Here is a 22,252-nt window from a genome sequence, read left to right on the forward strand (position 1 = left end):
GCCCTCTTGGCGAGCTGAGTAACGCTGGGCCTAGCGACACGGGCTTCAATCCGTCGCCACGAACCGCCGTCGCGTCAGGAACAGCACTACACCCATTGGCACGGCCAGTAACGCCAACAACTCCAGGTCGAAGCCCAGCACCTGCTGCTGGCTGAACGTGAAGCTTCCGACTACCCCCACTGCCAGTAGCGTCACGCCTAGCCACTTGCGCAGTGGGTACGGCTTCAGGCATTGGACGAGGAGTACGCCCAACCCCAGGAGGATGACGGTTTGTATGATGTAGGGCATGTGCCGTTCCTTAGACCTTGATGACCAATGTCACGGATGAGCGCTGTGGACCAATCCCGCCTTGGACCTCTCCCTCGATGCTGACCAGCACATCGCCTGCGTGCAAGGTAGGCAGGGCGCCCTTGAGGTACCAGTTGATACCTGACGTGACGATTGCCCCCGAAACCCAGCCAACGATAGGACCTCCCAACTTGCCCACTGCACCGGCTGCGCCGCCCGAGGCAGAGGCAATGCCTTTGGCGACGTTGGCGCGCAGGGTGTTGATGGCGTCAGCCTGCTGCCGGGTCAAAGGGTCTGAAATACGAATTGTCAACAGGCATGGCAGATTCCGGGCCTGCATTCGGTCGTACGTATCGACAATCAAACTAGTGACTTGATAATGGGCACGTTTCGCTTCACCAACGTGCAGTTCGCTCAGTCGGCCACGGTCACTTTTCATGACGGTGAGCTGCGAAAGGTGGAATACGATTCCTTCCTGGGTCTTGTATTGTGTGGTCTTTTCTAACTTCATGCGCGTTTCCATTCGTGCCAGAAGAGCGGGGTGTTCATGCGGTGGACCAATTGGGAGCAAGCGTTATTCAATGACGGCTTGCCCCGCGACCTTGGGCGTGAAGCCGTCAATGACCTCTCCGTGAGCCGCGCCTAGCCTTCCTTGCCCAGCACATAGCGGTCGAACTGCTCGATATGCTCGTCGAGATTGTCTTCGAGCATCAGCCGATACTGTTCGCAGAAGTACTTCATCAGTTCTGCCTTGGCCTCGGCCATCTGCGCCGCCGACTTGAAACTACGGGCACTCATCCAGGCGTTGAAGCGTGCGGCGGCGAAGGTCGTGGAAGCACTGACCCGGCCGAGATCTTCGAGTTTTTCGATCTGTTCGTTGGCCAGCTGGATGTGCGCGTCAGCGCGGTCATAGAAGGCCTGGTCGGTGGGTTGGGTCATGACGGGTACCTGTCTGGCAATGGGTGTGATGCTGGGTCGGGAGTTGAACCGATAAAGCCTAACCCGCTGCGCTTTTCCCGCGAAAGTCCCGCCTGGTCGGCAATCATTCCGTAGTGCGCACCACGACCGGCACCACGCGCACGTAAACCAGCTCAAAGACCAACTCGACCAATGTCTGGGTAATCACCGCCGCTGCCGCCAGCGTGCGCAGGTCTTCAGACAGCGCCAGCGCCAGCGGCAACACCACCAGCGAATTGCGCGTCGCCGCGCTGAAGGTCACCGAACGCGCCTGGGCCACCGGCAGGCGCAGCAGCCGCGCCGATATCAGGCCGAGCAGCGGGGCCAGCAGCATGAAGCACAGGTACACCGGGATCACCGGCCACAGCTTGTCGAAATCGTGCAGCACCACCGCGATCTGCGAGCCGATCACCGCCACCAGTACCAGCGCCATCGCCGGCACCGGCATCCATGCCCAGGCCGCGTTCCAGGCCGCGACAGGGCGATGACGGCGAGCGCTGGCGCTGGTCAGCACGGCCAGCAGCAGCGGCACCACGATCAACAGCACGAAGGCCTCCACGAATGGTTTGATCGACAGCGCCACGGTAGCGCTGTCGCCGAGAATCCAAGTCAGGTACACCGGCAGCAGCAGCAATTGCAGCAGCAACAGCACCGGCGTGGCGGCGAGGGTCAGGCGCGCATCGCCCTTGCCGATGAGGGTGAACACCACCACGTAGTCGATGCACGGGGTCAGCAGCACCAACAGGGCGCCGATGAGCAGCGCCGGGTGTTCGACCAGGCTGCGGGTAGCCGCCCAGACCAGCAACGGCACCAGCACGAAATTGGCCAGCAGCAACGCGGCCATGAACCGGCGGTTGGCCACGCCTTGGCGCAGGTCGAGAAACGGGATCTGCAGGAACATCGCATACATCAGAACGGCGATCGCTGGGGTCACCCAGGCTTGCAAATGGCTGGCGGCGGCAGGGGCCAGCATGCCAAGAGCCGCGGCCGCGATGACGGCGGCGAAGTAGATCGGGACTTGCCGGGTTTCGAGTTGGTCGCGGGTCAAAAGAGACATCCTGTGCCGAGGTCAAAAGCGTGTGCACAGGATAATGACTCGAATGCGCTCAGGCGCAACACTAGTAAGGTCGTTATCACTATCCTGTTTCGGCGAGGGCCTCACTGCTTCGCTTTTTGCCTGGGTTGGACGATCCAGCTTTTACGCTCGCATCCTGCCGTAGCATCGGCCCTATGCTTGACGGTGCGCTGTGCTGTAGCTGCGCACCATCGAACCACACCGGCCACGAACTCTGGTGGCGGCTCTCGGCGCTGATGCAGGGGATCAGCCGTTGCGTCAGCACGGCGGTTTGCCTCACCGCCACGGCAGTGCGGTACTTGACGCTGTGGATGCATTCGCGGTCGCCGAACTCGCAGCGGTTCAGTGTGGTGCCGCCGCAGGGGCCGTTGGCCAGGCCTTTGGGGCAGGTCTCCGGGCAGATGTACAGAGTGTCTTCCAGGCGGCAGCGGCCACAGGTGTCGCAACCCACCAGTGGGCGCTTGGCGCTGCGTTCCAGACGGTGCAAAACGCGAGCGCCAGTGGCGGTGGCCCACAACGGTTGCCGTACCGCCCAGCCAAAGGTCTTGCTTAACCAGTTGTCACGGCTGAACAACAGCGCATGCGCGCCGTGCAGCAGATGGTAACGAGCCTTTTCCTTGAACGAGGCGTTGCTGCGGGTTTCGCCCAAACGCCAGTTGCCTTCCGGCGGGTGAAAGGTCACGGCGGGCAGGCCCGGCATCTGCCAGCTCGCCGCCCATTCAGGGGCCCACTGTTCGAGGGTGTGCAGACGGTTTTGCCAATGTTCCAGGCGTGCCTCAAGGGTAACCAGTTGCTCGAGTGCGTGAATGCCCGACAGGTGCACCCCGGCGTAGCCCATCAGTTTGACCCCGATGATCTGCAGGGCCAGGCGATCGACACTGCGGGCCTGGGCGTAGGCCTTGGAGACGGCTGCCTCGGCTTCGAGCATGTCCAGCATCGATGGCGTCACCGTCACCCCCGCGACATGTTCGAGCATCGCGGCGCGGCCGTGGGTCAGGCTCATCAGGCAGGCCAGCAGCGGCTTGGGTTGGGCCTGACGCTGCATCCATTGCAGGGCTTCGTGGTGCTTGCCGGCGTCGAAGCCCAGTTGCAGGGTGAGGAAGTCAGCGCCTGCGGCGAGTTTTTTCTCAGCCTTGCAGTACTGTGCGCCGCCTTCTTCCTCGCGGTATTTGAACGGATTGAGTGCGGCGCCCAGGAGCAGGTGCGGGCCGGCCTGGCGGGCGATCTGCAACGCAGCGACCGACTCCAGGTAGCGCACCGGGCGTTCGCCGGGTTGGTGGCCGGGCAAGCGGTCGCCAGTGAGAATCAGCAGTTGTTCCTGACCGCTAGCTTGCATGCGCTGCAGTTGCGCCAGCAGATCATGGCGCTCGCGGTTTTTGCCGGAGAAATGCGGCAGGGCCGGCAACGGCGTGGCGAAGCTGTCCAAGGCATCGAGCGGAGAGAGGTCCAGGGCGCTGGCCACACGGTCACCGATGGCCACGGTCAGCGGCCAGCCGCACAGCTGCCGGCGATCCATGATCGCCTGCATGGCGGCGAAACGCTCAGCGCTAGGTTTGGGCACGAACTCCATCACACAGACGAAGGTGCGGTCGTGCAGCGCGGTTCTCAGCAAGCTCATGGCGCTGTATCACCTGGTCGGGTCAGGGTTGCATTGTCCGTTGGGCGTGGGCTCGAAGGGTTGTCCGGGGGCGCAAGGTGGTGCTCTGAACGAGACATCGACCCGGCTATTCGATCATGAATGGAACTTGATTTCATCTCAAAATAAATGAGTTTGTCTCAAGATGATGACACGCAGACAATTGCCCTCATCATTTTCACGCATTCTGAGGGACAAGACATGGCACTGGCACACAACCTGGGTTTTCCGCGCATCGGCCGCGACCGCGAGCTGAAGAAGGCCCAGGAAGCCTTCTGGAAGGGCGAGCTCGATGAAGCCGGCCTGCGTGCGGTTGGCCGCGAGCTGCGTGCCAGCCATTGGCAGGTGCAAAAGGATGCCGGCATCGAGTTGTTGCCGGTCGGAGACTTCGCCTGGTACGACCAGGTACTGACTCACTCGCTGACCTTCGGCGTGATCCCGCAGCGCTTCCGTGACCACGACGGCGCCAAGCCCAACCTGCAAACCCTCTTCGCCATGGCCCGTGGTGCTGTTGCCGGTCACGGTGCCGGTGGTTGCTGCGGCGGGGCCCATGCCCAGGAAATGACCAAATGGTTCGACACCAACTACCACTACCTGGTCCCCGAATTCACCGAAGACCAGACCTTCGCCCTGAGCTGGGAGCAGTTGTTCGACGAGGTCGAGGAGGCCAAGGCCTTGGGACATGCGGTCAAGCCGGTGGTGATCGGTCCGCTGACCTACCTGTGGTTGGGCAAGACCAAGGGTAGCGAATTCGACAAGCTGGACCTGGTCGATCGCCTGCTGCCGCTGTATGACCAGATCTTCAACCGCCTGGCTGCGCAAGGCGTGGAATGGGTGCAGATCGACGAGCCGATCCTGGTGCTGGACCTGCCGCAGGAATGGAAAAACGCCTACGAGCGCGTTTACAACATCCTGCAGCGTGCACCGCTGAAAAAGCTGATTGCCACCTACTTCGGCGGCCTGGAGGAAAACCTCGGCCTGGCGGCCAACCTGCCAGTCGATGGGCTGCACATCGACCTGGTGCGTGCGCCTGATCAGTATCCGACCATCCTCGACCGTCTGCCGGCCTACAAGATCCTCTCCCTGGGACTGGTCAACGGTCGCAACGTCTGGGCCTGCGACCTGGAAAAAGCGCTAGCCGTGCTGCAACACGCTGCCGAGCGCCTGGGTGAGCGTCTGTGGGTCGCGCCGTCCTGTTCGCTGCTGCACAGCCCGGTGGACCTGACCCGTGAAGATCAGCTCGATGCCGAGCTCAAGGGCTGGCTGGCCTTCGCCGTGCAGAAGTGTCAGGAGGTGGCGTTGCTGACCCAGGCGATCGATCAGCCAGACGCTGCCCAGGTGGTCGCTGCCCTCGAGCGCAGTCGCGCCATTCAGGCCAGCCGCGCGGCCTCGCCACGGATTCACAAGCCTGCCGTGCAGGCGCGCCTGGCCGCCATAAAGCCCGCCGACAGCCAGCGTCACTCGGCCTTCGCGCAACGCATCGCCAAGCAGCGCGCGGGCCTGAATCTGCCGGCCTACCCGACCACCACCATCGGCTCGTTCCCGCAGACCTCGGCCATTCGCTTGGCGCGCCAGGCCTTCAAACAGGGCAAGCTGACCGAGGGCGACTATGTCGAGGCCATGCACAGCGAGATCCGCCATGCCGTGCAGATCCAGGAGAACCTGGGCCTGGATGTGCTGGTGCACGGCGAGGCCGAGCGCAACGACATGGTCGAGTACTTCGCCGAGCAGCTCGATGGCTACCTGTTCACCCGCTTCGGCTGGGTGCAGAGCTACGGCTCGCGTTGTGTGAAACCGGCGATCATCTTCGCTGACCTGAGTCGCCCCAAGGCCATGACAGTGGAGTGGATCAAGTACGCCCAAAGCCTGACCAGCAAAGTGATGAAGGGCATGCTGACCGGTCCGGTGACCATGCTGATGTGGTCGTTCCCGCGTGAGGATGTGAGCCGCGAAGTGCAGGCCCGGCAGCTGGCGCTGGCGATTCGCGACGAGGTGGTCGACCTGGAGGCTGCCGGTATTCGCATCGTCCAGATCGACGAAGCTGCGTTCCGTGAGGGCCTGCCACTGCGCCGGGGGGCCTGGGCGCAATACCTGGAGTGGGCCACCGAAGCGTTCCGCCTGTGTGCGTCTGGAGTACGTGATGAAACGCAGATTCACACCCACATGTGCTACAGCGAGTTCAACGATGTGATCGAGTCGATCGCGGCGATGGATGCCGATGTGATCACCATCGAGACATCCCGTTCGGACATGGAGTTGCTGGAGGCCTTCGAGCGTTTTGCCTACCCCAACGAGATCGGGCCGGGGGTGTATGACATCCACTCGCCACGGGTGCCTAGCCGCGAAGAGATGGTGGCGCTGCTGCGCAAGGCGGCACAGCGTATTCCGGCCGAGCGGTTGTGGGTCAACCCTGATTGCGGGCTGAAGACCCGCGGCTGGGCCGAAACCGAGGCGGCGTTGGTGAACATGGTCGCGGCGGCGCGGGAGTTGCGGGCGGCGCTGGCCTGACGGGGACCGCGCTGGATGGCACGGGCTTCGCCCGTGTTCGCGGGACAAGCCCGCTCCCACAGGTGCCCCATGGTTCTTGAAACCTGCATAGATCTCCCACAGGTACCCCATGGTTCTTGAAACCTGCATAGATCTGTGTGAGCGGCGGTTCGGCGCCCCGACTTGCCCCGCGAACACCGGCAACGCCGGTGCCAGTCAGCGCTCGATCGCCAGTGCCACGCCTTGGCCACCGCCGATGCACAACGTGGCCAAGCCTTTCTTGGCATCGCGCTTGATCATCTCGTGCAGCAGAGTCACCAGGACCCGGCAACCCGAGGCGCCGATCGGGTGACCCAGGGCGATCGCCCCGCCGTTGACGTTGACCCGCGTCGAATCCCACTCCAACGCCTTGCCTACCGACAACGCCTGGGCGGCGAAGGCTTCGTTGGCCTCGATCAGATCCAGATCGGCCAGGGCCCAACCGGCCTTGTCCAGGCAGCGCTGGGTCGCCGAAACCGGGCCGATGCCCATGATCGCCGGATCCACGCCAGCGCTGGCATAGGCGGCGATGCGGGCTAGCACCGGCAGGCCCAGGGCCTTGGCCTTGGCCGCGCTCATCATCAGCACCGCCGCCGCGCCATCGTTGAGGCTAGAGGCATTGCCGGCGGTCACGCTGCCGTCCTTCTTGAACGCCGGACGCAGCTTGGCCAGGGACTCGGCAGTGGTGTCGGCGCGGGGTTGTTCGTCGCGTGCGAAAATCTTCGGCTCGCCCTTTTTCTGCGGCAGCACGATCGGGGTGATCTCATCACTGAAACGCCCAGCCTCGATGGCGGCCACGGCCTTGCGCTGCGACTCGGCGGCGAACGCATCCTGCTGTTCACGGGTCAGGCCGTACTGCTCGACCAGGTTCTCGGCGGTGATGCCCATGTAATAGTCGTTGAAGGCATCCCACAAGCCGTCGGTGATCATGCTGTCGATCAGCTGACCATGGCCCATGCGCTGGCCGGTACGGGCCGAGGGCAGGACATAGGGCGACAGGCTCATGTTTTCCTGGCCGCCGGCGATCACCACCTCGGCATCGCCACAGCGGATGGCCTGGGCAGCCAGGTGCAGGGCCTTGAGGCCCGAGCCGCAGACCTTGTTCAGGGTCAGCGCCGGTACGCTGTAGGGCAGGCCGGCCTTGATCGCGGCCTGGCGCGCCGGATTCTGTCCGGCACCGGCGGTGAGCACCTGGCCGAGGATCACTTCATCGACCTGCGCCGGGTCCAGCTGGGTTTGCTGCAGCAACTGCTTGATCACCGCTGCACCCAGGTCGACGGCAGGTACGTTGGCCAAGGCGCCCTGGAAGCTGCCGATGGCGGTGCGGGTTGCGGCGACGATGACCACGTCGTTCATGTTGTTGTTCTCCGTGCAGGGTGGTGCGCCGCGAGGGCGCGGTATGTCGCCAGCATCGATGGGTTTGGCTGATTTGTTAAGTTTGTTTTTCTGCACGATTGATGTGAAAAACCAATCAATCCTGCCCGTGATCGGGCGGCGAAGAGGCCCGAGTCCGCATGGGCATCAGGCGCCCAGCGGTGTCGCATCGAGGCGACCGCGCTTTCGATCGCCCCCGTCAGCCCTTAATATGTGTCGGATAACCTGCGGGGGTAGTCTCACCCTCTGATCAAACGGAATCGCCGCTGGCGGCGCTTCCCCGGCATAAACCTGACGAGGTACAGACATTGGCCATCATTCATCCTAAGGTCCGCGGTTTCATCTGCACCACGACCCATCCGAAGGGCTGCGAGCTCAACGTCCGTGACCAGATCGAAGCCACCCGCAAGCTGGGCGTGCGCGAGGATGGCCCGAAGAAGGTCCTGGTCATCGGTGCTTCCAGTGGCTACGGCCTGGCAGCCCGTATCACTGCAGCCTTCGGCTTCAAGGCCGACACCCTGGGCGTGTTCTTCGAAAAGCCTGGCACCGAGACCAAGGCCGGCACCGCAGGCTGGTACAACGCCGCCGCGTTCGACAAGTTCGCCAAGGCCGAGGGCCTGTACAGCAAGTCGATCAACGGTGACGCCTTCTCCGACGAAGCCCGGGCCAAGGTGATCGAGCTGATCAAGAACGACATGGGCGGCAAGGTCGACCTGGTGATCTACTCCCTGGCTTCGCCAGTGCGCAAGCTGCCACAGACCGGTGAACTGGTGCGCTCGGCGCTCAAGCCGATTGGCCAGCCGTACAAGTCGACCGCCATCGACACCAACAAGGACACCATCATCGAGGCCAGCATCGAGCCGGCCACCGAGCAGGAAATCGCCGACACCGTCACCGTCATGGGTGGCCAGGACTGGCAGCTGTGGATCGACGCCCTGGCCGGCGCTGACGTGCTGGCCGAAGGCGCCCGTACCGTGGCCTTCAGCTACATCGGCACCGAGATCACCTGGCCGATCTACTGGCACGGCGCTCTGGGTCAAGCCAAGCAGGATCTGGACGAGACCGCGCTGCGTCTGGACCAGAAGCTGGCCAGCGAAGTCAAGGGCGGCGCCAACGTGGCCGTGCTCAAATCGGTAGTGACCCAGGCCAGCTCGGCCATTCCGGTGATGCCGCTGTACCTGTCGATGGTCTTCAAGATCATGCAGGAAAAAGGTGTGCACGAAGGCACCCAGGACCAGCTCGACCGCATGTTCCGCGAGCGCATGTACCGTGCCGACGGCCAGCCGGCCGAGGTCGACGAGAAGCAGCGCCTGCGCCTGGACGACTGGGAACTGCGTGACGACGTTCAGGACGCCTGCAAGGCCATGTGGCCACAGGTGACTACCGAGAACCTGTTCCAGCTGACCGACTACGCCGGTTACAAGAAGCAGTTCCTCAACCTGTTCGGCTTCGAGCGTGCTGACGTCAATTACGACGAAGATGTGGCGACCGACGTACGGTTCGACTGCGTCGAGCTGTAAGCAAGTCTTTGACCGGACACCTGTTTTGCTCAGGTGTCCGGTTTTGTTCCAACTCCGTTAACATTCTGCAACACTTCTGCTGCTGGCTAATTGATATGGCCGCCATCTATACCGCTTCTTGGGGCTGGGCAATAACGCCGGGGCCGAGGAGGCGTGCATGCGTGTACTGCGTCAACTTCAAGAGCGAATCAAGCGCAAAGGGCTCAAGCGTACTTTCAAGACGCTGTTCGAACGCTATGTGTTCTTCCACTGGGAATTGCTCTGGATGGAGCGTGATCTGATCACGCCGGTTCCGCCCTGCACGCTCAAAGAGCATCCGCCAGTGACGCTGGTGCAGATCACTCCAGGTAACGCCGATGCCTTCGCCCGGCACTTCGGCGACCGTGTCGAAACCATGCGCGAACTGGCAGCCGACGGCCACACCGGGCACATGTACCTGGACGAGCAGGGCGATGCAGTAGCGTTCATCTGGGCCAGCGTGGTCGACTATCACGACAAGCATTACTACGGCTGCACCTTCCCGGTGAAGCCGGGCGAGTTCTTCGAATTCGGCGGCGAGATGATCCGCCGCTACTTTGGTAGCGAGCTGTCGGTCACCGCCCAGGTCGAACTGTGGAACGCCATGCGCGAGAAGGGCTGTCACAAGGTGGTGGACGTAGTCGAGACGCACAACGTGCCCGCCATGAAGTTACATCTGCGCATGGGTTACCACGAGCAGGGACGGGTGATGCACGTCTACGGCCTGTTCGGACGCTTCAAGCTGTTTCGCGAAACCCGCTACCACGGCTCGCGCCTGGAAGTACTGCGCAAGCCGGGCGTGGCGCGGGCATTGCCCAGTGCTTGAATACCCAGTGACCCATTCCAGGGTTTGATGCTAGCGTTGGCGCACAACGAACGAGTGCGCGCCATGAGCAGCCTGAACCAACCCGCCACGCCTTTTCGCCAGCCCGCCGCCGACGGCTATAGCCTCGGCGGCTTCTGCTGGCGGCATGCGGCACACGACCCCCAGCGGCCACTGGTGATCATCAATGCCGCCACCTCGGTGCGCTGCCGCTACTATTCACGTTTTGCCGACTTCCTGTTCGCCCAAGGCTGCGACGTGCTGACGTATGACTACCGCGGCATAGGTGAGTCGCGTCCCGATTCGTTGCGCGGTTTCCAGGCGTCCTGGAGCGATTGGGGGCGTCTGGATTTCGAAGCCATGCTGGCGTATGCCGAGCAGCACTTTCCCGGCCAACCGGTAGATGTGGTGGGGCACAGCTTCGGCGGTTGCGCAGTCGGCCTGGCGCCTTCGGCGCATCAGGTGCGGCGGGTGGTGATGGTGGGCGCGCAGTTTGCCTACTGGCGCGACTATGCCGCCGATCAACGTTGGCGGCTGTTGGGTAAATGGCATGTGTTGATGCCGCTGCTCACCGGGATGTTCGGGTATTTCCCCGGCAAGCGCCTGGGCTGGATGGAAGACACACCTGCCGGCGTGGTACGGGATTGGACCACGCGCACCCCGCGTTACGAACGGCGGCCCAGCGGGCGCCTGCTGCCAGCCGCGCCGTTCGTCCACGTCAGCGCCGCGACCCTGGCCATCAGCCTGACAGACGACCCGTTCGGCACGGTGGCCGCCACGGAGCGCCTGCTGAGTTACCTGGCCCACGCCGGGCCAGTGCACCTGCGTCTTGCGCCTGTGGATATCTCAGTGGGCGAGATCGGGCACTTCGCATTCTTCCACGATCGCTTCCGCGACAGCCTATGGCCGATTGCGCTGCAATGGTTGCAGCGTGGCGAACTGCAGGCGGGAGGGCCGGGGCAGGTCATCGCCTGAGCGGTGCCAGCACCGGCCCTTGGAGCATCAGGCGTTGCGCGACAGCGGCTGGGCGGCGAACTTCACGCCGGCCAGGCCGTGCTGGATCAAGGCACGGATGTTGGCGTGATCGCTGCCTTCGGGGGTGGCCTGCACGCTGCGGTAATGCTCGCCGAAGGCCAGCAGGGCCTCCTGGTCGCTGAGGCCTTCCAGTAGGGCCAGGCCCAGGGTCTTGCACGAGCCTTCATTCTGCCCGGCAGCATTTTCCACGCCGCCGTTGTTGAACGCTTGAGGTTGGTAGCTGTAGTTCGCGGCAATGAAGGCCAGGGTGTCGGCGAAGACATGTTGGCCGCTGGCCAGGCTGGCGCGCAGGGTGTTCAGATCAGTCACGCGGTTTTCCTTTTTCGAACGCCGCTTGTTGCTCGGCGCTGGCTTCTTTCTGGTATTGGGATTTCCACTCGGCGTAAGGCATGCCGTACACCGCTTCACGTGCGTCATCCAGGCTCAGGTCGATCTGACGCTCGTCGGCAGCGGCCTTATACCACTTGGACAGGCAGTTACGGCAGAAGCCGGAGAGGTTCATCAAGTCGATGTTCTGCACGTCGGTACGGTTCTGCAGATGTTCGACCAGGCGCCGGAACGCGGCGGCTTCGAGTTCGAGCTGTTGTTGGGAGGTCATGGTGTTCTCTCAGGTCATGCGGTTCTTCAGGTGGCGGCCACCGTTGATGACCACCTGGCTGCCGGTGCTGTACTGGCTGGCTAGCAGGTACTGGACCGTTTCGATCAGGGGGCCGGCGCCGGGTTCGAATTCCAGCAAGGCCTTCTTCAGGGTCTGCTGGCGGTAGGCCTCGTCGCCGCCTTCCTTGAGGATCAGCAGGCCGGGCAGGATACCGTTGACGTGCACGAGCGGCGCGTACTTTTCAGCGAAGGACAATACCATGTTCTGCAACGCCGCCTTGGTCGCAGCGTAGCCGATGTGGCTCTTGCTGCCCCGTGACGAGGTCTCGTCGCAGATGTGGATGATATCCGCCTTGCCAGCCGTCTTGCCGGTCTTGGCCAATAGCTCGCCGAGCGCCAGGTTGAGGTGGTAGGGCGCCTCGACATGCAGGCGGAACATGGTCTCGAGGTTGTCCAGGCCGTCGTCCAGCCACAGCGAAGCATTGTGGATGACTGCGCGCAAACCATCGTAATGGCTGAGCAGGTGGTCGATCAGGGCCTGTCGGTCGCCGGCCTGGCACAGGTCGGCCTGGAACTGCACGATGTTCGGGTGGACCGGTTGCGCTTGCACGGTGCGGCTGGCGGTAACCACGGTATGGCCGGCCTGCGCCAGCTCGAGCGCCAGGGCCAGGCCGACACGCTGGCTGGCACCGGTGATGAGGATTGGGCTGTTCATGTCGGGGCGGTCAACTTGTCTGTCGTTTCATCGATGACCCAGCATACCCGAACTGTTTCCCTCTTGTATGGCCTGGCAGGGGGCTGCGTCAGCGATTCGGCCCTGCGACGTGAACCGACGTAGTAAACTACCCTTCCCATTCACGTGTACAGGAGGCCAGGTAGATGAACAACCAGGTTTCGGCCGTGCTCGATGAGGCAGAACTGGAGCGCCAGGACCTGTTTCCCATTCGTGAAGTCGCTCGGCTCACCGGTGTCAACCCGGTCACCCTGCGTGCCTGGGAGCGGCGCTACGGGCTGATCCAGCCCACCCGTACCGACAGCGGTCATCGCCTGTATTCCCAAGCCGATATCGAAGACATCCGACGCATTCTCGGCTGGCTGGAGCGTGGCGTCACGGTGAGCAAGGTGGGCAGCATCCTCGCCCGTGATCGCGCTCGCCTCGACGCCGGCCCCGCCCACGGCCCCGCCGCGCTGCGCCTGCAGGCGCAAGTGCGCGAAGTGGTGCGGCGCTTCGATTCTGCGCAGCTTGGCAGTTTGTTCGACCAGGTATTCGCCAGCCACACCCTCGACCAAGTGTTCGCCGAGGTATTCATGCCGGTCTGGCATGGCCTGGCGGCTGCGCAGGGCACTTTCGGACAAGCCAGCGAATGGCTGTTTCTCGACCAGTTCCTGCGTACCCGTGTGCAGGCCAGGCTGCAGTTATTGCACAACTCGCGTGCTCAACGGGTCGTGCTGGCACCCTTGAGCGGGCAATGCCGGGAATTGGAGCTGCTGGTGGCCAGCCTGCAGTTGAGTGGGGATGAAATCGAGGTCATGCCGTTGTCGTCTGGGCAGCCCATGGACGAGCTGGCGCTGGTCTGCGAGTGGCTCAAGCCGGATGCACTGATCCTGTTCTCCAACCAGTCGCCTGGCGTGGCGCTGAACAAACGTCTCGCGCGCTTGCTGGCAACCCTGGACTGCCCGGTGTTATTGGCCGGTGAGGCGGCGGAAATGGCCCAGGAAAGCGTGGCTGGCAGTCCGGTGGCTTGCCTTGGCGCCGAGGGCGCGTTGATGCGCCGACGCCTGGCGCGCTGTATGGCGGGTCAGCTAGACAGCTGAGCGTGCAGCTCGGGGTGCGCCTGACGATGGGCCTGGAGAATATAGTCGCGCAGCCGCTCGACTTCGCCGGCCCGGGTCGGGCTCAGGTCATAGGCAGCGAGGTCGGGGCCAATGCGCCGGCGCAACTCGCCACGCAGAAGGACCGCTGGGATGCCGGCTGGAGCGAAGTGCAGTTCGAACTGCGCTGGGGCCTCTGGCAGTCCGCGGACTTCGAGCAGCGCACCGCGGAAGGAAATATCCCGTACCCACAGGCCGCTGGCCTGGCCATTGACGTCGAGCAAGGCGCTGGGTTCATCCATCGACAACCGCCAGGCGCGCAGCAGCGGGCCGTCCTCGTAGATTTCCGGTGAGCCCAGTTGCAGGTGTACCGCGTGGAATTCGTCTTCGACCAACTGCAGCGGGAAGCTGATCTGCTGATTGTTGAACTGTGCCTGCAGGGTGACCTGCTCGTTGGCCACCAGGCGGGCCAACAACGATTGGATGCGGCGGTCGCCATTGACCAGCAGGCCGGCCATGGGGTCGGTCTGGTTCAGTTGCGGCATGTGCTGCATGTCCTGGATGAAATCCAGTTCGTCCTGGGTCAGGAGCGCTTCTGCGTGCATGATCGAACTCTGCGGTGACGATTTCTTCTTTGGCATGGACCGTGCCCGATCGGTTTGGTTCAGCTGCGTTCGTCGGTTTTACCGCCGGCGCGGCACTCGGCCAGCTGTCGCTCCAACTCGACCTGGCGACTGACGTCCTTCTGGATGCCGATGTAGTACAGGCATTGATCGCCTTCATGGCGAACCGGAGTGATCGACAGTTCGCTCCAGAACAGGCTGCCATCCTTGCGGTAGTTGCGCAGCACTTCACGGCACGGGCGACCCTCGGCCAGGGCCTTGCGGATGCGGGTGCGGCTCAGCTGGTCGCGGTCGTCCCCTTGCAGGAAGCGGCAATCCTGATAGAGGACATCGTCGAGGCTATAGCCGGTCAGGCGCTCGAAAGCGGGATTGGCGTAGATCAGGATGGTGTCGTCGCCTTCCTGTTCGGCGATCACGATGCCATCGTTGGACGCATCGACCATTGATTGCAGCAGGTGTGCATTGATCATGTTCGTGCCATTGGGCGAGTGGGGGACTTTGGTAGAGGCGGCCTTTTGCCAGCCGCGGATGCTAGTATCCTACGTTTTTGGTCAGTTTCGGAATCCTCTCACCCATGAAAGTCGCCATTATTTCCGGTTCGGTCTATGGCACCGCCGAAGAAGTCGCACGCCACGCCCAGGGTCTGCTCAAGGCTCAGGGTTTCGACGCCTGGCACGCTGCACGGACAACCCAGCAGGACATCGAAGGCTTCGCCCCGGAGGCTGTTCTGGTGGTGACTTCGACCACCGGTATGGGAGAGCTGCCAGACAACCTCATGCCGCTGTACAGCACCCTGCGCGACACCTTGCCAGCCGCCTGGCGCGGCCTGCCTGGCGCGGTGCTCGCCCTGGGCGATTCCAGCTATGGCGACACCTACTGCGGCGGGGGCGAACAGGTGCGTGAATTGTTTGCCGAGATGGGGGTGCGGGAAGTGCTGCCCATGTTACGCCTGGATGCCAGCGAGACCGTCACCCCCGAAGCCGATGCCGAACCCTGGCTGGCCGAGTTTGCCCAGGCGCTGCGCACCTGAGCTTCAGCCCTGTTCTCGCAACAGCGCCAACCAGGCCTGGGCCGCCCGCGATAGATAGGCACCCCGCCGCCAGATGAAGGCGATGTCCCAGCGCAGGTCGTCTGGCGCGCGCAGCGGCACGCGCACCACTCCGGGGCGTTCCAGCGCCTGTGCCACCACCCGGGGCAGCAGCACCACCCCCTGGCCTGCGGCGACCAGCGCCGCGAGAAAGTCCGCCTGGCCGCTGCGCCCACCTTCCTGGGGCGTGAAACCCTGCTGCTGACAAGCCTTGAGCAGGCGGTCGTTGAGCACAAAGCTGCGTTGGTACAACAGAAACGGCGTATCGGCCAATTGCCGCAGGGCCACGTCGGCACCGCTGGCCAGGGTGTGATCGGCTGGCAGCAGAGCGTCCAGCGGTTCGTTGCAGAACGGCTGGTAGTCGAAATCCGGGTCGCTGGGCGTGAGGCTGCCGCCCAGTTCCAATTCGCCGCTGCGCACTGCTTGCTCGACACTGCGGCTGCCGCCTTCGAGCAATTGGATGGCGATGTTCGGATGGCGCCGTCGGTACTCGGCGAACAATCCGGCGAACAAGGCATCGCTGCCCAGCATCGGCAAGCCCAGGCGCAGTTCACCACGGAGCATCTGGCTGAGGTCATCGAGCTCGGCGAGCAGTGCCTGGCGTTGGCGCAGCAATGCCTCGCCGCGTTCGAGGACGATGCGTCCGGCTGCCGTCAGGTGCAGGTGCGATGCCTGGCGCTCAAGCAGTGGCTGGCCCACATCTTGCTCTAGTTGGGCCACTTGCTTGCTCACGGCCGATTGACTGATGTGCAGTGTTTGCGCCGCCTGGGTGAAGCCCCCGCGGTGCACCACTTCGATGAAGCTTCGCAGCTGTTTGAATTCCATGCTTTGAATTCCATTATGGAATGGCGTTCAGTCTAACAATTCGCTTCTGGCCTAGGTGGGTAGATTTTACAATGCGAGCGTGTCGAGGAAGCCTGCCCATGAAACCTGCATTACTTAGAAAGATTGCCCGTCTGCTCGCTGAACTGGCGGTATTGCTGGCGCTGTTCCTGTTAGGCGGGCAGCTTGCCGCTTGGCTGGGCTGGCCCATCCCCGGCGGGGTGATGGGCTTGGCGATGCTTCTGTTGGCGTTCGCTTGTGGTCTGGTAAAGCCCGCCACCCTGCAATTAGGCGCCGGCTGGCTGATGGCCGAAATGCTGCTGTTCTTCATCCCCGCGTTGATGAGCCTGCTTGACTATGGCGTTTTGCTGCGCAACGAAGGGTGGCGCATCCTGCTGGTGATTGCGCTGAGCACCCTGCTGGTGATGGTGGTCACCGCCGGCACGGTCGAGCTGGTGTGCCGCTGGAGATTACGCCATGAGCCTTGAACCCATGCCGCTGTTCTGGCTCGCCCTGACCCTGCTGGCCTACCTGGGCAGTCGCTGGCTGTACCGACGCAGTGGCCGCTATCTGTTCTCGCCGCTGATCCTGGTGCCGACCCTGTTGCTGGCGGTGGCCGTGCCTCTGCATACCGCCTATGCCGAATACGCCCGCAATACCCACTGGCTGATGGGCGTCCTGGGCCCGGTGACCGTCGCCTTCGCCGTGCCGATCTGGCAACAGCGGAAACTGCTGGCGCGGCATTGGCCGGCCTTGCTGATCGGCATGCTGGCGGGCAGCGCAGCATCGATCGGCAGTTCTTGGGGGCTGGCGCATCTGTTGGCACTGGATACCACCACGAGCCTGTCGTTGGTACCGCGCTCGATCACCACGCCGTTTGCCATGCCGGTGGCCGAAGACCTGGGGGGCGTGCCGGAACTGACTGCAGTGTTCGTGATGTTCACCGGTGTGCTCGGTGCTCTGTTCGGCGGTGTCCTGCTGCGCTACCTGCCGCTGCGTACGCCACTGGCCCGCGGCGCCCTGTTCGGTGTCGGCGCCCATGGCGCCGGTGTCAGCCGTGCGCAGGAGGTTGGAGGCGAGGAAGGCTCGGTGGCCGGACTGATGATGGTCCTGACCGGCCTGCTCAACTTGTTGGCCGCACCGCTGGTGGCGATGGCGCTCTGACCGTTCGAGCCACTGACTCGCTCAGTCATCAAGCTGGCTGGAAACGCAAGTTTCTCTGCCGCAGCCGCTGGTTAGACTTGCCTCGACATAGAGCACAAGAAAGTGCCGAGGTGACATGCAATGACCGCAGCCTTGCCGTACTTCTTCAACCAATTCCAACCGAGGCCAGTGTGATGCCTTTGGCCGAGATCCCACTGTGTGTGTGGCGAACCCGGGGCCAGAGCTTCTCCTTTCGGGGCCAGCACATTCGCTATTGGACGGCGGGGCAGGGCGAACCTCTGTTGCTGCTGCACGGTTTTCCGACTGCCAGTTGGGACTGGCACTATCTGTGGGCGCCGCTTGCCCAGCGTTTTCGCCTGATCGCCTGCGATATGCTCGGCTTCGGCGACTCGTCCAAACCGCTTGGTCACGACTACAGCCTGATGGAGCAGGCTGACCTTCAGCAGGCTTTGCTTGCGCATCTGCACATCGACCTGCCGGTTCACCTGCTGGCCCACGACTACGGCGGCAGCGTGGCCCAGGAATTGTTGGCTCGTCACCATGAGCAGCGCGCCGAGATCGCCAGTTGCGTGTTTCTCAACAGCGGTCTGTTCCCCGAGAGCTGTCAGGTGCTGTGGGTGCAGAAGCTGCTGTTGAGCCCGCTGGGCTGGTTGGTGGGGCGCTCGTTCGGACGTGATGATCTGGTGCGCAACGTCAGCCAGATCTATGGGCCCTGTACCCACCCCAGCGAAAGCGCGTTGGACGATTGCTGGAGCCTGATCACCTCGAACCGGGGCCAGCGTATCCTGCACAAACTGGTGGGCTACCTGCCCGAGCGGCGGCTGAACCGTGAACGTTGGGTGGGGGCGCTGCAGCGCGATGGCGTGCCACTGCGCATGATCAATGGTGTGGTCGATCCGGTGTCGGGGGCCCGTATGGTCGAACGCTATCGGCAATTGGTTCCGGATGCTGACGTCGTGCAACTGCAAGGTATAGGGCATTACCCGCATACCGAGGCGCCGGTACAGGTGCTAAGGCATTACCTGGCCTTTCGTGAGCAGCTCCTGAGCGTCGGTGAGCCGTTGGTGGCTTTGTCTTGATTTTGCGCTGGGGCTGTCAGGTGCGCTTGAGAATGGTGGTGCCGCGGAAATCGAGCGCCTCGCGGGCGGCGCTCGATCTCACAGCCGCCAACTACCTTACGGCGGGCATAAAAAAAGCCGCTGCAAGCGCAGCGGCCAATCGAGACGTTAGATCAAGGAGCTTCAAAATCAACGTCGGTGAACCTCGCAGGCCTGAAAGGCGGGGGGGAGAGCCCTTCGTGCCGGCCAGTGAGTCAAGGATAAGCGGTTGATCCTCTAGGAAAAATGGCCGCTTGTGACATTCACCTTTACGTTTTGGGTAAAAGTCCAGACTCCGCTCAGGCGGTCGGCGAATACCCCATGCGCCAGCTCGTTTCTCGCGCCGCAGCCTGCAGTTGCTGGGCCGCTGGGCCCTGTTCGTCGGCATGGAAGATCGAGGTCGGGCCCACTACGGTCATCACCGCGGCGATGTCGCCCATGGCGTTGAACACCGGTGCCGACAAGGCATCCACCCCAGGCATCAGCAGACCATGCACATGGTGCAGGCCGCGCTCGCGGATGCTGGTCAGCAAAGCCTGGTAATCGGCAGCGCTTTGTCCCAGCGCGTCCAGCTCGCGGTCCCGCAATTCGATGGTTTCGCGCTCCGGCAGGTAGCTGGCGAACACCAGCCCGGTACTCGAACTGAGCAAGGGCAGCACCGAGCCGATCTGCGTCACCACCGTGACCGCACGCACCGCGGGCTCGATGGTCACCACGGTCGGGCCCTGGTTGCCCCATACCGCCAGAAAACAACTTTCGTTGAGCGCATCACGCAGCTGGGACAATGGCAGTGCGGCGACCTTCAGCACATCGATGCTGCCCAGTGCTGCAAGGCCCACGCGCAGGGCCTCGCGCCCCAGGCCGTAGTGGTTGGTGGCAGCGTCCTGCTCGGCGAAGCCACTGGCGATCAGCGCCTGCAGATAGCGGTGAACCTTGCTCGCCGGCATCTGCACATGTTCCGCCAGGCGCGACAGCGAGGTGGACGGGGACAGCTCGGCAAGGGCCTTGAGGATATCGGTGCCGACTTCCGCCGAGCGGACTTTCTGCTTGCCGTTGTCGGCAGGGGAGCTGGCTTTGGCCATGGCGTTGAGGGTTTCCGCAGTCTTCGGGTCGCGCCTTTATAGCTTGACGTCTGCTTGCGAGCAAATTACGTTATTCGTAATCGGATTACGATAAATACAATGCAGCGTCCGGAGGCAGCGATGAACCGCGACACCGATCTTCAGTACCTGAGCGGTTTCGGCAACGAATTCGCCAGCGAAGCCCTGCCGGGAGCCCTGCCGGTGGGGCAGAACTCCCCACAGCAGGCGCCCTATGGGCTGTATGCCGAATTGCTCTCCGGCACCGCCTTCACCATGGCCCGTAGCGAGTTGCGCCGGACCTGGCTATACCGCATTCGGCCTTCGGCGCTGCACCCGCGCTTCGAGCGTCTGGCCCGCCAGCCGGTCAGCCGGCCGCTGGGCGCAGCCACGCCAAACCGACTGCGCTGGAATCCGCAGCCGATCCCCAGCGAAGCCACCGACTTCATCGAAGGTTGGCTGCCGATGGTCGCCAACGCGCCCGCTGACAAGCCGGCGGGTGTCAGCATCTATATCTACCGTGCCAACCGTTCGATGGATCGGGTGTTCTTCGATGCCGACGGCGAACTGCTCCTGGTGCCCGAGCAGGGACGCCTGCGCATTGCCACTGAACTGGGCGTGCTGGAGGTCGAACCGCAGGAAATCGCCGTGATTCCACGGGGCATGAAATTCCGCGTCGAGTTGCTCGATGGTCAGGCCCGCGGCTATATCGCCGAGAACCACGGTGCCCCGCTGCGCCTACCGGACCTGGGGCCGATCGGCAGCAACGGCCTGGCCAATCCACGTGATTTCCTCACCCCCGTGGCCCGTTACGAGGAAGCTGTCGGGCCGGTTCAACTGGTGCAGAAATTCCTCGGTGAACATTGGGCCTGCGAGCTTGCCCATTCGCCGTTGGACGTGGTCGCCTGGCATGGCAGCAACGTGCCCTACAAGTACGACCTGCGCCGATTCAACACCCTGGGTACGGTCAGCTTCGATCACCCCGATCCCTCGATCTTCACGGTGCTCACCTCGCCGACCAGCGTGCATGGTCTGGCGAACATGGACTTCGTGATCTTCCCGCCGCGCTGGATGGTGGCCGAGAAGACCTTCCGTCCGCCTTGGTTCCACCGCAACCTGATGAACGAGTTCATGGGCCTGATCCACGGTGCCTACGATGCCAAAGCCGATGGGTTCCTGCCTGGTGGAGCCTCGCTGCACGGCGTGATGAGCGCCCATGGCCCCGATGCGCAGACCTGCCACAAGGCCATCCACGCCGAACTCGCGCCGCACAAGATCGACGACACCATGGCTTTCATGTTCGAGACCAGCCAAGTGCTGCGCCCGAGCGCTGAGGCCCTCGCCTGCCCGCAATTGCAGGCCGACTACGATAGTTGCTGGGCCACCTTGCCGAGCACCTTCAACCCGAACCGGAGATAACCATGAGCCAAACCGCCATCGCCCGTAGCTGGGTTGAGCACGCCAACGGGCACCGCGACTTCCCGCTGCAGAACCTGCCGTTGGGCATCTTCAGTCGCCCGGGTGAGGCGCCGCGTTGCGGCGTGGCCATTGGCGATGCCATTCTCGATCTGGAAGCGGTGCTCGCCGCGGGCCTGTTCGAGGGGCAGGCCAAGGCCGCGGTGGAGGCCACCCAGGGCGGTGCCCTGAATGCTTTCTTCGCGCTGGGCGCCCCAGCTCGGGTCGCCCTACGCGAGCGCCTACTGGAATTGCTCGGCGAACACAGCGAGCACCAGGCGGCGCTGGCCGAAGCGCTCTACCCGGCCAGCGCCTGTCAGATGCACCTGCCGGCCAAGGTTGGCGACTACACCGATTTCTATGTCGGCATCCAGCACGCGACCAACGTCGGCAAGCTGTTCCGACCTGATAACCCGCTGCTGCCCAACTACAAGTACGTGCCCATTGGCTACCATGGCCGTGCTTCCACGTTGCGCCCGTCCGGCACCGAGGTGCGTCGGCCCAAGGGCCAGACACTGCCGGCCGGGCACACGGTGCCGACCTTCGGCCCTTGCGCACGCCTGGATTATGAACTGGAGCTGGGTATCTGGATCGGCCAGGGCAATGCGATGGGCCAGGCGATCGACATCGCCGAAGCGGGTGAACACCTAGCTGGGCTGTGCCTGCTCAATGACTGGTCGGCACGCGATATCCAGGCCTGGGAATACCAGCCGCTGGGCCCGTTCCTGTCGAAGAGCTTCATCACCACGCTGTCGCCCTGGGTGGTCACTGCCGAAGCCCTGGCACCATTCCGTCGCGCTCAGCCGGCACGTCCGCAGGGCGACCCGCAGCCATTGGAGTACCTGCTCGACGCCAAGGACCAGGCCCACGGCGCGTTCGATATCGAGCTGGAGGTATTGCTGCTGACCCAGCGTATGCGCGAACAAGGTTTACCGGCTCACCGCCTGGCCTTGAGCAATACCCTGAACATGTATTGGACCGTGGCCCAGTTGATCGCCCACCACAGCGTAAATGGCTGCCAGCTGCAACCGGGCGATCTGTTCGGCTCAGGCACCCTGTCTGGCCCGGACGCCGGTTCGTATGGCAGCTTGCTGGAAGTCACCGAGGGCGGCAAGCACCCGGTGGAGCTGGCCAGTGGAGAGGTGCGCAAGTTCCTCGAAGATGGCGACGAAGTGATCCTGCGTGCGCGCTGCACCCGTGATGGTGTGGCCAGTATCGGCTTCGGTGAATGCCGAGGCACAGTGGTCGCGGCCAACTGAGGAGG

24 protein-coding genes are annotated in these 22,252 nt (G+C 63.4%); 11 read left to right on the forward strand and 13 right to left on the reverse strand.

All coding sequences use genetic code 11. The features are described 5' to 3' along the window. Positions 1-45: 45 nt before the first annotated feature. From KY379_RS08160 to KY379_RS08180, 5 genes are all read right to left on the reverse strand, one after another. Positions 46-288, reverse strand: a complete 243-nt coding sequence (locus tag KY379_RS08160) for a hypothetical protein (protein ID WP_261239658.1) — start codon at positions 286-288, stop codon at positions 46-48. A 10-nt stretch (positions 289-298) separates the two neighbouring features. Then, complete coding sequence (locus tag KY379_RS08165) at positions 299-799, reverse strand: hypothetical protein (RefSeq protein ID WP_261239657.1); 501 nt, start codon at positions 797-799, stop codon at positions 299-301. Between the two features lie 131 nt (positions 800-930). Further along, positions 931-1,227 (reverse strand): DUF3144 domain-containing protein, encoded by a 297-nt coding sequence (locus KY379_RS08170; RefSeq protein ID WP_133329634.1) that lies wholly within the window; start codon positions 1,225-1,227, stop codon positions 931-933. Positions 1,228-1,330: 103 nt separating this feature from the next. Continuing rightward, positions 1,331-2,293, reverse strand: coding sequence for an arsenic resistance protein (locus tag KY379_RS08175; RefSeq protein ID WP_261239656.1), 963 nt, complete (start codon positions 2,291-2,293; stop codon positions 1,331-1,333). Between the two features lie 88 nt (positions 2,294-2,381). Next, positions 2,382-3,938 carry a methylenetetrahydrofolate reductase C-terminal domain-containing protein gene (locus KY379_RS08180; protein ID WP_261239655.1) on the reverse strand — a complete coding sequence of 519 codons (1,557 nt, stop codon included), beginning with the start codon at positions 3,936-3,938 and terminating at the stop codon, positions 2,382-2,384. 219 nt (positions 3,939-4,157) lie between these two features. Here KY379_RS08180 and metE point away from each other — a divergent pair, with 219 nt between their 5' ends. Then, a complete protein-coding gene (gene metE / locus KY379_RS08185) occupies positions 4,158-6,464 on the forward strand; it encodes a 5-methyltetrahydropteroyltriglutamate--homocysteine S-methyltransferase (RefSeq protein WP_261239654.1) in 2,307 nt (768 codons plus the stop codon). Between the two features lie 195 nt (positions 6,465-6,659). Here the strand turns inward: metE and KY379_RS08190 are convergent, their stop codons facing one another. Continuing rightward, positions 6,660-7,838, reverse strand: a complete 1,179-nt coding sequence (locus tag KY379_RS08190; RefSeq protein ID WP_261239653.1) for an acetyl-CoA C-acetyltransferase — start codon at positions 7,836-7,838, stop codon at positions 6,660-6,662. A 326-nt stretch (positions 7,839-8,164) separates the two neighbouring features. Here KY379_RS08190 and fabV point away from each other — a divergent pair, with 326 nt between their 5' ends. From fabV to KY379_RS08205, 3 genes are all read left to right on the forward strand, one after another. After that, positions 8,165-9,376 carry an enoyl-ACP reductase FabV gene (fabV, locus tag KY379_RS08195; protein WP_133329645.1) on the forward strand — a complete coding sequence of 404 codons (1,212 nt, stop codon included), beginning with the start codon at positions 8,165-8,167 and terminating at the stop codon, positions 9,374-9,376. 157 nt (positions 9,377-9,533) lie between these two features. Then, positions 9,534-10,220, forward strand: a complete 687-nt coding sequence (locus KY379_RS08200; RefSeq protein ID WP_196171503.1) for an N-acetyltransferase — start codon at positions 9,534-9,536, stop codon at positions 10,218-10,220. Positions 10,221-10,283: 63 nt separating this feature from the next. After that, complete coding sequence (locus tag KY379_RS08205) at positions 10,284-11,192, forward strand: alpha/beta fold hydrolase (protein WP_133329651.1); 909 nt, start codon at positions 10,284-10,286, stop codon at positions 11,190-11,192. Between the two features lie 27 nt (positions 11,193-11,219). Here the strand turns inward: KY379_RS08205 and KY379_RS08210 are convergent, their stop codons facing one another. From KY379_RS08210 to folM, 3 genes are read right to left on the reverse strand one after another with little or no spacing between them, the layout of a single operon-like run. After that, complete coding sequence (locus KY379_RS08210; RefSeq protein ID WP_133329653.1) at positions 11,220-11,561, reverse strand: HopJ type III effector protein; 342 nt, start codon at positions 11,559-11,561, stop codon at positions 11,220-11,222. Beyond that, positions 11,554-11,850: a DUF1244 domain-containing protein gene (locus KY379_RS08215; RefSeq protein ID WP_133329655.1), complete on the reverse strand. Its 297-nt coding sequence runs from the start codon at positions 11,848-11,850 to the stop codon at positions 11,554-11,556. The genes KY379_RS08210 and KY379_RS08215 overlap by 8 nt, the downstream gene beginning before the upstream one ends. A 9-nt stretch (positions 11,851-11,859) precedes the next feature. Further along, a complete protein-coding gene (folM, locus tag KY379_RS08220; protein WP_133329657.1) occupies positions 11,860-12,564 on the reverse strand; it encodes a dihydromonapterin reductase in 705 nt (234 codons plus the stop codon). Positions 12,565-12,728: 164 nt separating this feature from the next. On the opposite strand from folM, the gene KY379_RS08225 reads away from it, so the two are divergent. Further along, positions 12,729-13,664: a MerR family transcriptional regulator gene (locus KY379_RS08225; RefSeq protein WP_261239652.1), complete on the forward strand. Its 936-nt coding sequence runs from the start codon at positions 12,729-12,731 to the stop codon at positions 13,662-13,664. Here KY379_RS08225 and KY379_RS08230 read toward each other — a convergent pair. Together KY379_RS08230 and KY379_RS08235 are read right to left on the reverse strand one after the other, a co-directional pair. Then, positions 13,649-14,266 (reverse strand): hypothetical protein, encoded by a 618-nt coding sequence (locus tag KY379_RS08230; protein ID WP_261239651.1) that lies wholly within the window; start codon positions 14,264-14,266, stop codon positions 13,649-13,651. The genes KY379_RS08225 and KY379_RS08230 overlap by 16 nt on opposite strands. A 59-nt stretch (positions 14,267-14,325) precedes the next feature. Next, positions 14,326-14,754: a PAS domain S-box protein gene (locus KY379_RS08235; RefSeq protein WP_261239650.1), complete on the reverse strand. Its 429-nt coding sequence runs from the start codon at positions 14,752-14,754 to the stop codon at positions 14,326-14,328. 104 nt (positions 14,755-14,858) lie between these two features. On the opposite strand from KY379_RS08235, the gene KY379_RS08240 reads away from it, so the two are divergent. After that, positions 14,859-15,314, forward strand: coding sequence for a flavodoxin (locus KY379_RS08240; RefSeq protein ID WP_133329669.1), 456 nt, complete (start codon positions 14,859-14,861; stop codon positions 15,312-15,314). A gap of 3 nt (positions 15,315-15,317) precedes the next feature. Here the strand turns inward: KY379_RS08240 and KY379_RS08245 are convergent, their stop codons facing one another. Further along, positions 15,318-16,196, reverse strand: a complete 879-nt coding sequence (locus KY379_RS08245) for a LysR family transcriptional regulator (protein ID WP_261239649.1) — start codon at positions 16,194-16,196, stop codon at positions 15,318-15,320. A 98-nt stretch (positions 16,197-16,294) separates the two neighbouring features. Between KY379_RS08245 and KY379_RS08250 the strand changes: the two genes are divergently transcribed. The 3 genes from KY379_RS08250 to KY379_RS08260 all read left to right on the forward strand — a co-directional run bounded on the left by KY379_RS08250 (position 16,295) and on the right by KY379_RS08260 (position 18,436). After that, positions 16,295-16,681 (forward strand): CidA/LrgA family protein, encoded by a 387-nt coding sequence (locus KY379_RS08250; protein WP_133329673.1) that lies wholly within the window; start codon positions 16,295-16,297, stop codon positions 16,679-16,681. Then, entirely contained in the window at positions 16,671-17,357 is a 687-nt protein-coding gene (locus KY379_RS08255) for an LrgB family protein (protein WP_261239648.1), read from the forward strand. The genes KY379_RS08250 and KY379_RS08255 overlap by 11 nt, the downstream gene beginning before the upstream one ends. A 173-nt stretch (positions 17,358-17,530) precedes the next feature. Next, positions 17,531-18,436: an alpha/beta fold hydrolase gene (locus tag KY379_RS08260; RefSeq protein ID WP_133329677.1), complete on the forward strand. Its 906-nt coding sequence runs from the start codon at positions 17,531-17,533 to the stop codon at positions 18,434-18,436. Between the two features lie 317 nt (positions 18,437-18,753). Here the strand turns inward: KY379_RS08260 and KY379_RS08265 are convergent, their stop codons facing one another. Then, positions 18,754-19,536, reverse strand: coding sequence for an IclR family transcriptional regulator (locus KY379_RS08265; RefSeq protein ID WP_261239647.1), 783 nt, complete (start codon positions 19,534-19,536; stop codon positions 18,754-18,756). 120 nt (positions 19,537-19,656) lie between these two features. Here KY379_RS08265 and hmgA point away from each other — a divergent pair, with 120 nt between their 5' ends. Together hmgA and fahA are read left to right on the forward strand one after the other, a co-directional pair. Further along, entirely contained in the window at positions 19,657-20,952 is a 1,296-nt protein-coding gene (gene hmgA, locus KY379_RS08270; RefSeq protein ID WP_261239646.1) for a homogentisate 1,2-dioxygenase, read from the forward strand. Between the two features lie 2 nt (positions 20,953-20,954). After that, the gene (gene fahA, locus KY379_RS08275; RefSeq protein ID WP_261239645.1) at positions 20,955-22,247 is read left to right on the forward strand and encodes a fumarylacetoacetase; all 1,293 of its coding nucleotides are present in this window, start codon (positions 20,955-20,957) and stop codon (positions 22,245-22,247) included. The last annotated feature ends 5 nt before the right edge of the window (positions 22,248-22,252 follow it).

The organism is Pseudomonas sp. HD6422 (genome assembly GCF_025377065.1).
Taxonomy (GTDB): Bacteria; Pseudomonadota; Gammaproteobacteria; order Pseudomonadales; family Pseudomonadaceae; genus Aquipseudomonas; species Aquipseudomonas putida_U.